Origin of the sequence: Trujillonella humicola, assembly GCF_046233715.1 — a bacterium.
Taxonomy (GTDB): Bacteria; Actinomycetota; Actinomycetes; order Mycobacteriales; family Geodermatophilaceae; genus Trujillonella; species Trujillonella humicola.
On the sequence record NZ_JBJNRJ010000090.1, the window covers coordinates 1 to 12622 of the forward strand.

Annotated in this window: 15 protein-coding genes; 8 read left to right on the forward strand and 7 right to left on the reverse strand. The window is 75.2% G+C overall.

Features of this window, described 5'->3' with window-relative positions; all coding sequences use genetic code 11:
• Nucleotides 1-110 precede the first annotated feature (110 nt).
• Together ACK586_RS24605 and ACK586_RS24610 are read left to right on the forward strand one after the other, a co-directional pair.
• Entirely contained in the window at nucleotides 111-806 is a 696-nt protein-coding gene (locus ACK586_RS24605) for an AzlC family ABC transporter permease (protein ID WP_409333163.1), read from the forward strand.
• Nucleotides 803-1117, forward strand: coding sequence for an AzlD domain-containing protein (locus ACK586_RS24610; protein WP_409333164.1), 315 nt, complete (start codon nucleotides 803-805; stop codon nucleotides 1115-1117). The genes ACK586_RS24605 and ACK586_RS24610 overlap by 4 nt, the downstream gene beginning before the upstream one ends.
• 17 nt (nucleotides 1118-1134) lie before the next feature.
• Here ACK586_RS24610 and ACK586_RS24615 read toward each other — a convergent pair whose 3' ends face one another.
• From ACK586_RS24615 to ACK586_RS24630, 4 genes are read right to left on the reverse strand one after another with little or no spacing between them, the layout of a single operon-like run.
• Nucleotides 1135-1611 carry a methylated-DNA--[protein]-cysteine S-methyltransferase gene (locus ACK586_RS24615; RefSeq protein WP_409333165.1) on the reverse strand — a complete coding sequence of 159 codons (477 nt, stop codon included), beginning with the start codon at nucleotides 1609-1611 and terminating at the stop codon, nucleotides 1135-1137.
• A 34-nt stretch (nucleotides 1612-1645) separates the two neighbouring features.
• On the reverse strand, nucleotides 1646-2569 hold the full coding sequence (locus ACK586_RS24620) for a phosphotransferase family protein (protein WP_409333166.1): 924 nt from the start codon (nucleotides 2567-2569) through the stop codon (nucleotides 1646-1648).
• Nucleotides 2566-3108, reverse strand: a complete 543-nt coding sequence (locus ACK586_RS24625; protein WP_409333167.1) for a DUF1003 domain-containing protein — start codon at nucleotides 3106-3108, stop codon at nucleotides 2566-2568. The genes ACK586_RS24620 and ACK586_RS24625 overlap by 4 nt, the downstream gene beginning before the upstream one ends.
• Nucleotides 3101-4339: a magnesium transporter MgtE N-terminal domain-containing protein gene (locus ACK586_RS24630; protein ID WP_409333168.1), complete on the reverse strand. Its 1239-nt coding sequence runs from the start codon at nucleotides 4337-4339 to the stop codon at nucleotides 3101-3103. Before ACK586_RS24630 ends, ACK586_RS24625 begins: the two co-directional genes overlap by 8 nt.
• Before the next feature lie 26 nt (nucleotides 4340-4365).
• Here ACK586_RS24630 and ACK586_RS24635 point away from each other — a divergent pair, with 26 nt between their 5' ends.
• The 3 genes from ACK586_RS24635 (at nucleotide 4366) to ACK586_RS24645 (ending at nucleotide 7252) form a co-directional block, all read left to right on the forward strand.
• On the forward strand, nucleotides 4366-5232 hold the full coding sequence (locus ACK586_RS24635) for a PhzF family phenazine biosynthesis protein (RefSeq protein WP_409333169.1): 867 nt from the start codon (nucleotides 4366-4368) through the stop codon (nucleotides 5230-5232).
• On the forward strand, nucleotides 5229-6188 hold the full coding sequence (locus tag ACK586_RS24640) for a DMT family transporter (RefSeq protein WP_409333170.1): 960 nt from the start codon (nucleotides 5229-5231) through the stop codon (nucleotides 6186-6188). The genes ACK586_RS24635 and ACK586_RS24640 overlap by 4 nt, the downstream gene beginning before the upstream one ends.
• Before the next feature lie 110 nt (nucleotides 6189-6298).
• Nucleotides 6299-7252: an HpcH/HpaI aldolase/citrate lyase family protein gene (locus ACK586_RS24645; protein ID WP_409333171.1), complete on the forward strand. Its 954-nt coding sequence runs from the start codon at nucleotides 6299-6301 to the stop codon at nucleotides 7250-7252.
• 73 nt (nucleotides 7253-7325) lie between these two features.
• On the opposite strand, the gene ACK586_RS24650 is transcribed toward ACK586_RS24645, so the two are convergent.
• Nucleotides 7326-7718, reverse strand: coding sequence for a DUF4190 domain-containing protein (locus ACK586_RS24650; protein WP_409333172.1), 393 nt, complete (start codon nucleotides 7716-7718; stop codon nucleotides 7326-7328).
• Between the two features lie 14 nt (nucleotides 7719-7732).
• Nucleotides 7733-8434, reverse strand: a complete 702-nt coding sequence (locus ACK586_RS24655) for a hypothetical protein (RefSeq protein WP_409333173.1) — start codon at nucleotides 8432-8434, stop codon at nucleotides 7733-7735.
• 129 nt (nucleotides 8435-8563) lie between these two features.
• Here ACK586_RS24655 and ACK586_RS24660 point away from each other — a divergent pair, with 129 nt between their 5' ends.
• The gene (locus tag ACK586_RS24660) at nucleotides 8564-9760 is read left to right on the forward strand and encodes an acyl-CoA dehydrogenase family protein (protein WP_409333174.1); all 1197 of its coding nucleotides are present in this window, start codon (nucleotides 8564-8566) and stop codon (nucleotides 9758-9760) included.
• Nucleotides 9761-9863: 103 nt separating this feature from the next.
• On the opposite strand, the gene ACK586_RS24665 is transcribed toward ACK586_RS24660, so the two are convergent.
• Nucleotides 9864-10259 carry a hypothetical protein gene (locus ACK586_RS24665; protein WP_409333175.1) on the reverse strand — a complete coding sequence of 132 codons (396 nt, stop codon included), beginning with the start codon at nucleotides 10257-10259 and terminating at the stop codon, nucleotides 9864-9866.
• Nucleotides 10260-10337: 78 nt separating this feature from the next.
• Here ACK586_RS24665 and ACK586_RS24670 point away from each other — a divergent pair, with 78 nt between their 5' ends.
• Both ACK586_RS24670 and ACK586_RS24675 read left to right on the forward strand, forming a co-directional pair.
• Nucleotides 10338-11879 carry an acetolactate synthase large subunit gene (locus tag ACK586_RS24670; protein WP_409333176.1) on the forward strand — a complete coding sequence of 514 codons (1542 nt, stop codon included), beginning with the start codon at nucleotides 10338-10340 and terminating at the stop codon, nucleotides 11877-11879.
• 105 nt (nucleotides 11880-11984) lie between these two features.
• On the forward strand, nucleotides 11985-12539 hold the full coding sequence (locus ACK586_RS24675; RefSeq protein WP_409333177.1) for a hypothetical protein: 555 nt from the start codon (nucleotides 11985-11987) through the stop codon (nucleotides 12537-12539).
• The last annotated feature ends 83 nt before the right edge of the window (nucleotides 12540-12622 follow it).

Genomic DNA, 12622 nt, shown 5'->3' on the forward strand with positions numbered 1-12622 from the left:
TTCGCCACCCGGTACGACAAGCTCGCCGTCCGCTACGACGCCACCGTCGAGATCACCAACATCAACATCTATCTCCGCGACTTATCAAACAGGGCCTAGTCTCGGCGAACGTGCCCGACCCCGCCCGCACCGCCGTCCTCCGCGACGCCATCGGGCTGGGGGTGGCGGTCGGTCTGTACGGCGTCGCCTTCGGCGCGGCCGCCGCGGCGGCCGGGCTGGACGCCTGGCAGGCGGCGGCGCTCTCGCTGCTGATGTTCACCGGCGCCTCTCAGTTCGCGCTGGTCGGGGTGCTCGGTGCCGGCGGCGGTGCGCTGGCGGCGGCCGGGAGCGCGCTGCTGCTGGGCACCCGCAACACCGTCTACGGCGTGCGGCTGGTCCCGCTGCTGCGACCGCGGGGGGTGCTGCGCCGGCTGGGCGCCGCCCACTGGGTCATCGACGAGACGACGGCGATGGCCGTCTCCGCCCCCGAGCGGCGGCTGGCGCGGCTCGGCTTCCTCGCCACCGGCGCGAGCGTGTACCTGCTGTGGAACGCCACCACGGTCGTCGGGGCGCTCGGCTCGGCGGCGCTGGGCAGCACGGCGCAGGCGGCGCTGGACGCCGTGGTCCCGGCCGCCTTCCTCGCGCTGCTGTGGCCGCGGCTGCAGCGAGGCGCCGCCGAGCCGGCCGTGCAGCGCCGCGTGGCGCTGGGCGGCGCGGTGGTCGCGCTGGTGCTGACGCCGTTCGTGCCGGCCGGCGTGCAGGTGATCGCCGCCGTCGTCGCCGTCGGGCTGGCCGGCCGGCCGCGGCCGCGGGAGGCCGAGGCGTGAGCGACGGCACGCTGTGGACGCTCGTGCTCGGCGCCTCCCTGGGCTGCTACCTGCTCAAGCTGGCCGGGTTGTCGGTGCCCGCCGGGTGGGTCGAGCAGCCGTGGGTGGCCCGGGTGGTGGACTTCGTGCCGGCGGCGCTGCTGGCCGCGCTCGTCGCCGTGCAGGCGCTGACCTCCGGCCAGGAGCTGGTGGTCGACGGCCGGCTGGTGGGGCTGGCGGTCGCGGCGCTGGCCCTGGCGCTGCGGGCGCCGTTCATCGTGGTCCTCGTGCTCGCCGGCGCGGCCGGGGCCCTGGTGCACCTGGTGGGCTGACCCGACCGGCTTCGCAGTCAGAACATCCGGGCCGCCCGCTGCTCCAGGTCGAGCAGGAACCGCTTGCGCGGCAGGCCGCCGCCGAAGCCGACGAGGCTGCCGTCGGCGCCGACCACCCTGTGGCAGGGGACGACGACGGCCAGCGGGTTGCGCCCGCACGCCAGGCCGACCGCCTGCGCCCCGCCCGGCTCGCCGACCGCCCGGGCGACCTGGCCGTAGGAGCGGGTCTCGCCGTAGGGGATGGCGGTCAGCTGCTCCCACACGGCGAGCTCGAAGGCGCTGCCGAGCGGCCGCAGCGGGACGTCGAGGGCCTCTCGCGCGCCGGCGAAGTACTCGCCGAGCTGCCCGGCGACGGCGGCGAGGGCGACCTCGTCGCGGTCCCCCAGGTCGGCGGCCGGCCCGGGCGGCTCGAGGTACAGCCGCACCAGCACGCCGTCGGCGGCGACGACGGTCAGCGGCCCGACCGGCGAAGGCACCACGGCGTGCGCGCGCATGGCCGCAGTCTGCCGCCGGGGACCGACAGCCCATTCAGGCGACGGCGCGCCGCAGGCCCGCCACGGCCTCGGCGAGCAGCGCGGTCCGGCCCTCGGCGGCTGCATACCGCGCGAGCAGCGCCGACAGCCGGACGGCGAGGGCGCGGGCGCGCAGTTTCCGGCTGCCGGCGATGCGACCGTAGGCCGCGAGGAAGGCCCGGCGCGCCCGTCCGGCGAAGGCGGCGAACCCGATCCCCAGGTCGACGGCGGGGTCGGCCAGGCACACGTCGCCCCAGTCGATGACGCCGGCCGCCCGCCGGTCCTCGTGCACGAGCAGGTGCCGCACGCGCAGGTCGCCGTGGACCAGCGCCGGCTCGCCGTCGGGCCGGTCGAGCCGACGGGCGGAGGCGAGCAGCCGACCGACCTCGGGGTCGCCGGCCCAGTGGCCGTCGGCCACCAGACCGCGGAGTGCCTCGTCCGTCTGCGTGGCCCGTGCCGCGGGCCAGCCGCGGTCGAGGGGATCGGTCGGCAGATCCTGCGTCGTCACGCGAGCCAGCACCGCCGGCCCGTGGAGGACGCGCAGGAAGCGCCCGGTTGCCGCCGCCGCGGGCACCCGGTCGCCGTCGGCCATCCCCGCGTCGGCGAGCTCGCGCCCCGGTACGAGAGCCGCGCCGGCGAAGGGCCAGGGATCGTCGGGGTCGTCGTCGGTGCCCGTCCAGACCGGGACCGGGACCGGGAGCGGGAGCAGTGCGGCGATCCGTGGCAGGACGGCGAGCTCGCGGGCGAAGCCGGGGAGCGCGACGGCCCGCCGCGGGAAGCGGACCACCTGGTCGCCGACGAGGAAGACGGTGTTGTCCCACCCGGTCCCCAGCGGTGACACGGGAGCGCCGGCGAGCTCGGGACGGACCCGGGCGACGAGTTCGGCGGCGCGGGCGGCGTCCACGGTGCGCGCCGCGTCCCACTCCCGACGACCACTCACCGTGCCGGGGCGATGCCCTCGGTGGCGACGTCGCGCCGATCCTTCTTCTTCTTGCCCTTCCGCTCCCGGTCCTCGCCCTGGTCGTCGACGAGCCGGCCCAGTTCACCGCGGATGAAGTCACGCGTGGCGAGCTCTCCGATGGCCACGCGCAGCGCCGCCAGCTCCCGGGCGAGGTACTCGGTGTCGGCGCGGGTCGTCGCGGCCCGGGCGCGGTCCTCCTCGGCCTGCACGCGGTCGCGGTCGGCCTGCCGGTTCTGCGCCAGCAGGATCAGCGGTGCGGCGTAGGCGGCCTGGGTGGAGAAGGCGAGGTTGAGCAGGATGAAGGGGTAGGGGTCCCAGCGCAGCCGGACGGCGGCGACGTTCAGCGTGATCCACGCGATGACGATGATCGTCTGCACGGCGAGGAAGCGCCCGGTGCCGAGGAACCGGGCGATCCCCTCGGCGAACCGGCCGACCGCGTCGGGGTCCAGGCGCAGGAACAGGCCGAACCCCCGGGCCCGGCTCCGCGGGACGTCGAGCCGCCGGGCGGGGTCAGCCACGCCGCGCCCGCTCGCGCCAGTCCTCGGGGAGCAGGTGGTCCAGGACGTCGTCCACGCTCACCGCGCCGACCAGCCGGCCCTGCTCGTCGACGACCGGCGCGGCGACCAGGTTGTAGGTGGCGAAGTAGCGGGTGACCTCCGCCAGCGGAGCTGCCGGCCGCAGCGGGTCCAGGTCGTCGAGCACCCCGCTGACCAGACTGGACGGCGGCTCGCGCAGCAGCCGCTGGATGTGCGCCAGCCCCAGGTAGCGGCCGGTCGGGGTGGCCGAGGGCGGGCGGCAGACGTAGACCTGGCTGGCCAGTGCCGGCGTCAGCTCGGGCGCGCGCACCCGGGCGAGCGCCTCGGCGATCGTCGCGTCCGGCGTGAGGATGACCGGCTCGCTGGTCATCATCCCGCCGGCGGTGTCCTCGGAGTACTGCAGCAGCTGGCGGACCGGCTCGGCCTCGTCGGGGGCCATGAGCTCCAGCAGCCGGTTGCGGTCGACGTTGGACAGCTCCGACAGCAGGTCCGCGGCGTCGTCGGGATCCATCTCCTCGAGCACGTCGGCGGCGCGTCCCTCCTCCAGCGTGCCGAGGATGGTGATCTGCTCGGCCTCGGGCAGCTCGCCCAGGACGTCGGCCAGCCGCTCGTCGTCGAGCGCCTCGGCGACCTCGTGCCGGCGCTTGAGCGGCAGCTCCTGCAGCGCGTGCGCCAGGTCGGCGGCGTTGAGCTCGCGGAACGTGGCGATGAGGGTCTCGGTGCCCTGGCCGTCCTCGGCCAGCCCCAGCCCGGTCACCTCGTCCCAGGCGAGCTGCTGCAGCTGGCCGCGGCGGCCCAGCCGACCGGGCTCCTGCACGGCGAGCCGGGTGATCAGCCACTCCCCGGTCCGGGTCTGCTCCATCCCGGCGTCGACGACGGTCGCCCGGCGGCCGGACTCGGTGATGGTCACGGTGCGGTCCAGCAGCTCGCCGAGCACCAGCGTCTCGCCGCGGCGCTGCTCGAAGCGCTTGAGGTTCAGCGTGCCCGAGGCGAGCATCACCGCGCCGGGGTCGAGCGCGGTCACCCGGCCCATCGGCACGAAGATCCGGCGCCGCGCGACCACCTCGACCACCAGGCCGAGCACCCGCGGGCAGGCGGTGCCGACGCGCAGCGCGACGACGACGTCACGGGCCTTGCCGACCCGGTCGCCGTTGGGGTCGAAGACCAGGAGACCGGCGACGCGCGAGACGTATGCCCGCGTCACCGTCGTCATGGCCGTGGAGGCTACCGTCGGCGGACGTGGACGCCCCGGCAGCGCTGGAGTACGAGATCGTCGACGTCTTCGCGCCGCGGGCCTTCGCCGGCAACGCGCTGGCGGTGGTGTTCGATGCCGGGGCGCTGAGCATCGAGCAGTGCCAGGCCCTGGCGAACGAGTTCCACCTGTCGGAGACCGCGTTCCTCTCCGCCCCGCGCGCGGGCGGCGACTACCGCAACCGCATCTTCACCCCCCACGTCGAGCTGCCCTTCGCCGGCCACCCGAGCGTCGGCGCCGCGCACACGCTCGTGCGCACCGGCCGGCTCGCCGCCGGCACGCTGCGCCAGGAGTGCGGCGCCGGGGTGCTCGACGTCGTCGTGGACGGCGGCGGAGCCCGGCTGTCCGGTGGCCGCCCGACGCTGGAGGACGGCCCGGAGCCGGGCGCGCTGGCCCGGGCGATGGGGCTGTCGCCGGCGGACGTCGCCGGCCCGCGGGCCGACGTGGCCGGCTGCGGGCTGCCGTTCGCCTACCTCGCGGTGCGCCCGGAGGTCGTTGACGCCGCCGCTCCGGACCCCGCCGCGCTGGCGGCCCTCGGCGTCGGTCACGGCGTCTCGGTGCTCGCCTGGGACGGCGCGTCCGTCCGCGCCCGCGTCTTCGCCGAGGGGCTGGGCTGGGGCGAGGACCCGGCCACCGGCTCGGCCGCGCTGGGCACCGGGGTGTGGCTGGTCGCCAACGGCCTGCTCGCGGGGGAGGGGACGAGCCGGTACGTCGTCCACCAGGGGGAGGCGATGGGCCGGCCCTCGGAGCTCGTCTGCACGGTGACGGCGTCGGGCGGGCGCGCGAGCGCGGCCACGGTCGCCGGGGCCGTGGTCCCGGTCGCCTCCGGGCGGATCCGGGTGCCCGGCCGTTGACGGACTCCGCCGTCCCCCAGCGCGCGGTCGGTGGGGCCCCGCCGCAGGGCCGGTCGGCGTGGGCGGTGCACCGGCCCGGCACCCGCGACGTCGGGATCCTGTCGCTGGCCGTCCTCGGCATCAGCCTGTCCGCCCCGCTGACCACCCTGCTGGGTGCGCCGATGCTGGCGCTGGCGTTCTGGCGCAACGCCGCCGGTGCCGCCGCGCTGCTGCCGCTGCTCCTGCGCGAGCGCGCCGTCCTGCGCGGCCTGCGGATGCGCGACCTGGGCAGCTCCGTGGTGGCCGGCCTGTTCCTCGCCGCGCACTTCGCCGCGTGGCTGCCCAGCCTGTCGATGACGACGGTCGCCGCGTCGACGGCGCTGGTCACCACCACACCGATCTGGACGGCGCTGGCCGCGCGGATCGCCGGCGTGCGGCTCCCCGGCGCGGTGTGGGGCGGGCTGGTGCTCGCCGTCGCGGGCGTCGCCCTCATCGCCGGGGTCGACGTCACGGTGAGCACCCGGGCGCTGGCCGGCGACGGGCTGGCCCTGCTCGGAGCGATCTGCGCCGGAGGCTACGTGCTGGCCGGCGCGCGGGCCCGGGTCCGGCTGTCGACGTCGGCCTACGCCGTCGTCTGCTACGGCGTCTGCGCGGTCGCGATCGCCGTCGCGGCCCTGGCCACCGGGACGCCGCTGGGCGGGTTCCCCGCGCAGGACTGGTGGCTGATCGCCGCCATCACGTTCTGCGCGCAGCTGCTCGGGCACACGCTGCTCAACCTGGTCCTGGCCACGGTGGGGCCGACGATGGTGAGCCTCGTGGTGCTGCTGGAGGTGCCCGGCGCGCTGCTGTTCGCGCTGGTCCTGCTCGGCCAGCTCCCGCCGCTGCTCGCGCTGCCGGGCGTCGTCCTCGTCGTCGCCGGGGTGGCGCTCGTCGTCCGGGCCAGCCGGCCGGCCACGATCGTGGAACCGGCCACGTAGCGCCGTCCCCCCGCCGGAGTGGCCACTTCGGCGGGCCGTTCGGGCCGTCCCTACTATCCGGTAGCTGACGGGCGGCGAGGCGCCGCCGACCCCCAGCAGCAGGAGGCACCGTGGCCGAGCTCCGTTCCCGCCGTTCCAACCTGGCAGTCCCGGGCAGCAACCCCCGGTTCCTGGAGAAGGCGAAGGGGCTCGACGCCGACCAGGTGTTCCTGGACCTGGAGGACGCCTGCGCCCCGCTGGCCAAGCCCGGTGCCCGCAAGAACATCGTGGCGGCGCTGAACGAGGGCGGCTGGGGCGAGAAGATCCGCACCGTCCGGGTCAACGACTGGACGACGGAGTGGACCTACCGCGACGTGATCGAGGTGGTCGAGGGCGCCGGGGCGAACCTGGACTGCATCATGCTGCCGAAGGTCGCCGACGCCGCCCAGGTCAAGGCGCTGGACTTCCTGCTGTCCCAGATCGAGAAGGCCAACGGCCTGGAGGTCGGCCGGATCGGCATCGAGGCGCAGATCGAGACCGCGCAGGGGCTGATCAACGTCAACGACATCGCGTTCGCCAGCCCGCGCATCGAGACGATCATCTTCGGCCCGGCCGACTTCATGGCGAGCATCAACATGAAGTCGCTGGTGGTCGGCGCCCTGCACCCGGACTACCCGGGCGACCCGTTCCACTACATCCTCATGCAGATCCTGATGGCCGCCCGCGCCCGCGGCGTGCAGGCCATCGACGGCCCGTTCCTGCAGGTCCGCGACGTGGACGCGTTCCGCGAGGTCGCCAAGCGCTCCGCCGTCCTCGGCTTCGACGGCAAGTGGGTGCTGCACCCGGGCCAGATCGACGCGGCCAACGAGATCTACGCGCCGAGCCAGGAGGACTACGACCACGCCGAGCTGATCCTGGACGCCTACGACTGGTACACGTCGGAGGCCGGCGGCAAGAAGGGGTCGGCGATGCTGGGCGACGAGATGATCGACGAGGCCAGCCGCAAGATGGCGCTGGTCATCGCCGGCAAGGGCCGCGCCGCCGGCATGTCCCGCACGTCGACCTTCACCCCGCCGGACGCCTGACCCCCTCGACGAGATCTGCACACTCGTCACCATCAGGCGCTGATGGTGACGAGTGTGCAGATCTCGACGTGCGTCAGGGGCCGAAGGAGACCGCGGACGCGGCGACCACGAAGAGGAGCAGCCCGAGCACGAAGAGGCCCACGGCGATGCCGCCGACGATGACGCCGGCCAGCGCCATGCCGTCGCCCTCCTCGCCGGTCTCCCGGATCTGCCGCCGGGCGACCAGGCCCAGCACCAGGCTGGCCGGCGCGAACACGAAGATGAACACCAGCGCGAGGATCGCCATGGTGTTGGTCGGCCGCCGGTAGGCGTACGGCGGGTAGCCCGGTGGCGGGCCGTACCCGGGCGGGCCGTACCCCGGCGGCCCGTAGCCGGGCGGGGGTGCCTGGTCGGAGGGCGGCCCCGAGGTCGGCGCGCCGTAGGCGGACGGCGGCGGGTCGCCGCGGTAGAAGTCGTCGCTGCTCATGGAAGTCCTCCCGGTCACTGGCCGACCGCGGCCGGCGGCAGGGCGCGCAGCCGGGCGGCGATGCCCTGGGCGGCTGCCGCGCCCGCCGCAGGATCCTCCGCGACGAGCACCGACACCACCGCGCCACGCCCCTGGGCGATCACGTCCTGGGTGGTGCCGTCGGTCAGCCGGTAGCGGGCCACCACGACGTCGTCGGCCAGGCCCTCGATCACCGGCGGGTCGGCGAAGGTGCGGTCCCCGGCCGGGCACGCCGCCAGGGCGTCGCGCAGCTCGGTCAGCGCGAGGGCGCCGGCGGCCGCCGAGTCGTAGGCGATCGCCTCGGACGCGACCTCCGCGGCCCCGGCCGGGTCCAGCCCGACGACGGGGAACTTGAGGACGCGGCGCTCCTCCGAGGCGAAGGTCACCCCGCAGATGCCCTCCAGGCTCGGGTTGGCGTCCAGGTCGCTGAGCTCGGGCACCGGGTTGGCCTGCACCGACCAGTCGGAGGGCAGATCGGCGTCGCGCAGCGCGACCGCGAGGGCGGCCTCCCCGGCGTTGCCCACGCTCGCCGGGTCCAGCGCGGCCGCGGCCGACTCGGCGGCCTGGGCGGGGGCCGGCGCGCTGGTCGGGGTGCCGGTCGGGCCGCCGTCCCCGGCCGCGCCGTCGTCGTCCCCGCCGCAGCCGGACAGGAGCAGGACGGCGGCGAGCGCGGCGGACAGGCGCAGGCGGGCGGTCATCCCGGCCGACGCTAGCCTCGCGGGCGGCGGAGCAGGCGGCCGAGGTGACGGGCGCCACGGTGGTGGGAGCCCCGCCGTCCCGCATACTCGCCGGTAACAACGGACACCGGAGTCCCGGAGGAGCAACCGATGGCCCGTCTCGCCCAGACCGCCGACCTGACCGACGTGCAGCAGGAGATCCTGTCCACGGTCCGGACCTTCGTGGACAAGGAGATCATCCCGGTTGCCCAGGAGCTGGAGCACTCCGACACCTACCCGACCGAGATCGTCGACGGGCTCAAGGAGCTGGGGATCTTCGGGTTGATGATCCCCGAGGAGTACGGCGGGCTGGGGGAGTCGCTGCTCACCTACGCGCTGGCGGTCGAGGAGATCGCCCGCGGCTGGATGAGCGTCTCCGGCGTGATCAACACCCACTTCATCGTCGCCTACATGCTCCGCCAGCACGGCACGGCCGAGCAGAAGGAGCGGCTGCTGCCGCGGATGGCCACCGGCGAGGTGACCGGCGCGTTCTCGATGTCCGAGCCCGGGCTGGGCTCCGACGTCGCCGCGATCCGCACCAAGGCCGTCCGCGACGGCGACGACTACGTCATCGACGGGCAGAAGATGTGGCTGACCAACGGCGGCTCCTCCTCGCTGGTGGCCGCGCTGGTGCGCACCGACCTCGGGCACCCCAAGCCGCACCAGAACCTGACCACGTTCCTGGTGGAGAAGCCCCGCGGGTTCGGCGAGGTCGCCCCCGGGCTGACCATCCCCGGCAAGATCGACAAGATGGGTTACAAGGGCGTGGACACCACCGAGCTGGTGTTCGACGGCTACCGGATCGGCGCCGACGCCATCTTGGGTGGTGAGCCCGGGCGCGGGTTCGCGCAGATGATGGACGGCGTCGAGGTCGGCCGGGTGAACGTGGCCGCCCGCGGCTGCGGCCTCGCCCTGCGCGCCTTCGAGCTGGGCATCGCCTACGCCCAGCAGCGGGAGACCTTCGGCAAGCCGATCGCCCAGCACCAGGCGATCGCGTTCAAGCTCGCCGAGATGGCCACCAAGGTCGAGGCCGCGCACACGATGATGGTCCGGGCCGCGCGGCTCAAGGACGCCGGCGAGCGCTCCGACGTCGAGGCCGGCATGGCCAAGGTGATCGCCAGCGAGTACGCCGCCGAGGTCACCCAGGAGTCCTTCCGCATCCACGGCGGCTACGGCTACTCCAAGGAGTACGAGATCGAGCGCCTCATGCGCGAGGCGCCGTTCCTGCTCATCGGCGAGGGCACCAGCGAGATCCAGAAGACGATCATCAGCCGCAACCTGCTCAAGGAGTACCAGCTCAAGCGCTGAGGGCCGTGCGAGATCTGCACACTCGTCACCATCAGCCCCTGATGGTGACGAGTGTGCAGATCTCGACGTCGGGAGCGGACGGCCGGTGGCGGCGTCCGCGCCGTCAGCCGCGACGGGCCAGCACGGGCAGGTACACCGCCAGGGCCATCAGCAGCATGGCCAGCGGGACGTGGACGACCAGCAGGCCCCGGGCGTCGTCGGCGAAATGGCCGAGGAGGTACTCGCCGAGCAGGAGGACGGTCAGCGCCGCGGTGGCCGCCACGACCGGACGCCGGTGCCGCATCCAGACGACGGCGGCGACCGTCGTCAGCAGCCCCAGCACGACGGTGGCCTCGCCGGCGTGCCGGTGCACCGACACCCACGTGCCGTAGTCGTCGGTGCCGAGGAACAGCCCGGCCCACAGGCCCTGCAGCAGGACACCGAGCGAGGTGAGCCCGACCAGCGCGCTGAAGGCGGGGTGCGGGCGGCTGTACACGGCGGCGGGCTGCGGAGTGCTCATGGCTCCTCGTCCGGTCGGCAGCGGGGCGCGGTCAGTCTGGCCCAGCGGACGCCGGGCCCGCGTGCGAGGGTCGCGGACGTGAACGGCGCACAGGCACTGGTCCGGACCCTGGTGGCGGCGGGGGTCGACGTCTGCTTCGCCAACCCCGGCACCTCGGAGATGCACTTCGTGGCGGCCCTGGACGACGTGCCGCAGATGCGCGGCGTCCTGACGCTGTTCGAGGGGGTGGCCACCGGCGCCGCCGACGGGTACGCGCGGATGGCCGGCCGCCCGGCCGCCACCCTGCTGCACCTCGGCCCCGGGCTGGGCAACGGGCTGGCCAACCTGCACAACGCCCGCCGCGGGGGGGCACCGCTGGTCAACGTCGTCGGTGACCACGCCCGGTCGCACAAGCGGCTGGACGCGCCGCTGGAGTCGGACGTCGACGCGCTCGCCGGGAGCGTCTCGGGCTGGGTGCGCCGGTCGCTGACGCCGGCCGACGTCGCCGCCGACGCCGTCGACGCCGTGGCCGCCGCGGCGCGGGGGCAGGTGGCCACGCTGGTGCTGCCCGCCGACGTGTCGTGGTCCGAGGGCGCCGAGCCCGCCGATCCGCCGGCCGCCTGGCACGCGCCGGTGCCCACCGGGTACCGGCTCACCGCGGTCGCCGCGGCGCTGCGCTCCGGGCAGCCGGTGGTGTTGTTCGTCGGCGGGGACGTCGTCGCCTCGGAGGCCGGGCTGCGGGCGGCCGCGCAGGTCGCGGCGGGCACCGGCGCCCGGCTGATGAGCGAGACGTTCCCCGCCCGCGCCGTCCGCGGTGCCGGGCTGCCCGACCTGCCGCGGCTGCCCTACCCGCCGGAGATGGCGATGGCCTCGCTGGCCGGCACCGCCCACGTCGTGGTGGCCGGCGCCCGCCCGCCGGTGCACTTCTTCGCCTACCCCGACACCCCGGGGACGCCGGTGCCGGAGGGCTGCACGGTGCACGTGCTGTCGGAGCCGGGGGAGGACGGCGTCGCGGCGCTGCGGGAGCTGGCGGACCTGGTCGCCGGGGAGGCGAAGCCGGAGCTGCTCGAGGCCTCCCGGCCGGAGCTGCCGACCGGGGAGCTCACCCCGCGCACCATGGCCGCGGTCGTCGGCGCGTTGCTGCCGGAGCGGGCGATCGTGGTCGACGAGGCGCTGACCTCCGGCGTGGGCCTGGCCGAGCTGACCTCCGGGGCGCCGCGGCACGACTGGCTGTCGCTGACCGGCGGCGCCATCGGCGACGGGCTGCCGATGGCGGTGGGTGCCGCGGTGGCCGCGCCGGACCGGCCGGTGCTGGCGATCCAGGCCGACGGCAGCGCCATGTACACGATCTCGGCGCTGTGGACGATGGCCCGCGAGCAGCTGGACGTCACCGTGCTGGTCTGCGACAACGGCTCCTACGCGATCCTCGAGCACGAGCTCTCCCGGGTCGGTGCGTCCGGCGGCGGGGAGCGGGCCGGCAGGCTGCTCGACCTCGGCGGCCCGGGCCTGGACTTCGTCGCGCTGGCGCAGGGCATGGGTGTGCCGGCCACGCGCGCGACGACCGCGGAGGAGCTGGCCGAGCAGCTGCGCACCGCGCTGGCCGAGCCGGGCCCGCACCTGGTGGACGCCGGCCTGCGGTGACCGGGGGCGTCACCCCTGCGGGGCAGAGCCGGTTTCGGCTCGTGTAGTTCCGGATAGGGCCGGCCGATCCCAGATCGACAGCGACGTCGACGGCTGGGAGGCAGGGTGCGCCGGGATCTGCGGGCGAGCACGGCGGGAGCCGGGGTGGTCGCGGCCGCCCTGCTCGCCGTCCACCTGGCGGTGTACGGCAGCCTCGCCGGGTTGCTCCTCTACTACGCGGTGGAGCTGGCCGCCGTCGCCCTGGCCTGGCGGGGCAGCGGGCGCCAGCCGGAGCGTGCCCGCCCGGCCGTGCGCCTGCTCGCGCTGGGTCTGACCCTCTTCTTCCTGGGTGACGTCTGCTGGCAGGTGCAGGCCGAGCTCGGTGTCGGGGCCGACGTCGCAGCGTCGGACGCCTGCTACCTGGCCAGCTACGTCGCGCTCGGCCTCGGGCTGTGGCGGCTCGCCGGGGGGCGCGAGCGCTCGCGCGACGGGATCGTCGCGGGCTGGATCGACACGCTGGTCGTGTTCGTCGCCGGCCTGGCGCTGGTGTGGCAGCTGTCGCTCGCGTCGATCGTCTCCGACGCCGAGCTCCCGCTGGGGACGCGGCTGGTCTGGTCGCTCTACCCGGCCCTCGACGCGGCGCTGCTGGGGCTCGTCATGCGGCTGCTAGGCCGTGTTTGAGAAGTCACCGGAAGGGTCCATCCGGCGTGTTGGTGCCGGGAAATAGGCGAGGCCTCCGGTAGAGGGATCAACGACCAAGAAGA

What these genes read in the sequence shown, in the direction of transcription:
- ACK586_RS24615 (WP_409333165.1), bottom strand. Translation starts at nt 1,611, where the DNA reads ATGCGCGCGCACGCCGTGGTGCCTTCGCCGGTCGGGCCGCTGACCGTC.
- ACK586_RS24630 (WP_409333168.1), bottom strand. Translation starts at nt 4,339, where the DNA reads ATGACGACGGTGACGCGGGCATACGTCTCGCGCGTCGCCGGTCTCCTG.
- ACK586_RS24650 (WP_409333172.1), bottom strand. Translation starts at nt 7,718, where the DNA reads ATGAGCAGCGACGACTTCTACCGCGGCGACCCGCCGCCGTCCGCCTAC.
- ACK586_RS24655 (WP_409333173.1), bottom strand. Translation starts at nt 8,434, where the DNA reads ATGACCGCCCGCCTGCGCCTGTCCGCCGCGCTCGCCGCCGTCCTGCTC.
- ACK586_RS24660 (WP_409333174.1), top strand. Translation starts at nt 8,564, where the DNA reads ATGGCCCGTCTCGCCCAGACCGCCGACCTGACCGACGTGCAGCAGGAG.
- ACK586_RS24665 (WP_409333175.1), bottom strand. Translation starts at nt 10,259, where the DNA reads ATGAGCACTCCGCAGCCCGCCGCCGTGTACAGCCGCCCGCACCCCGCC.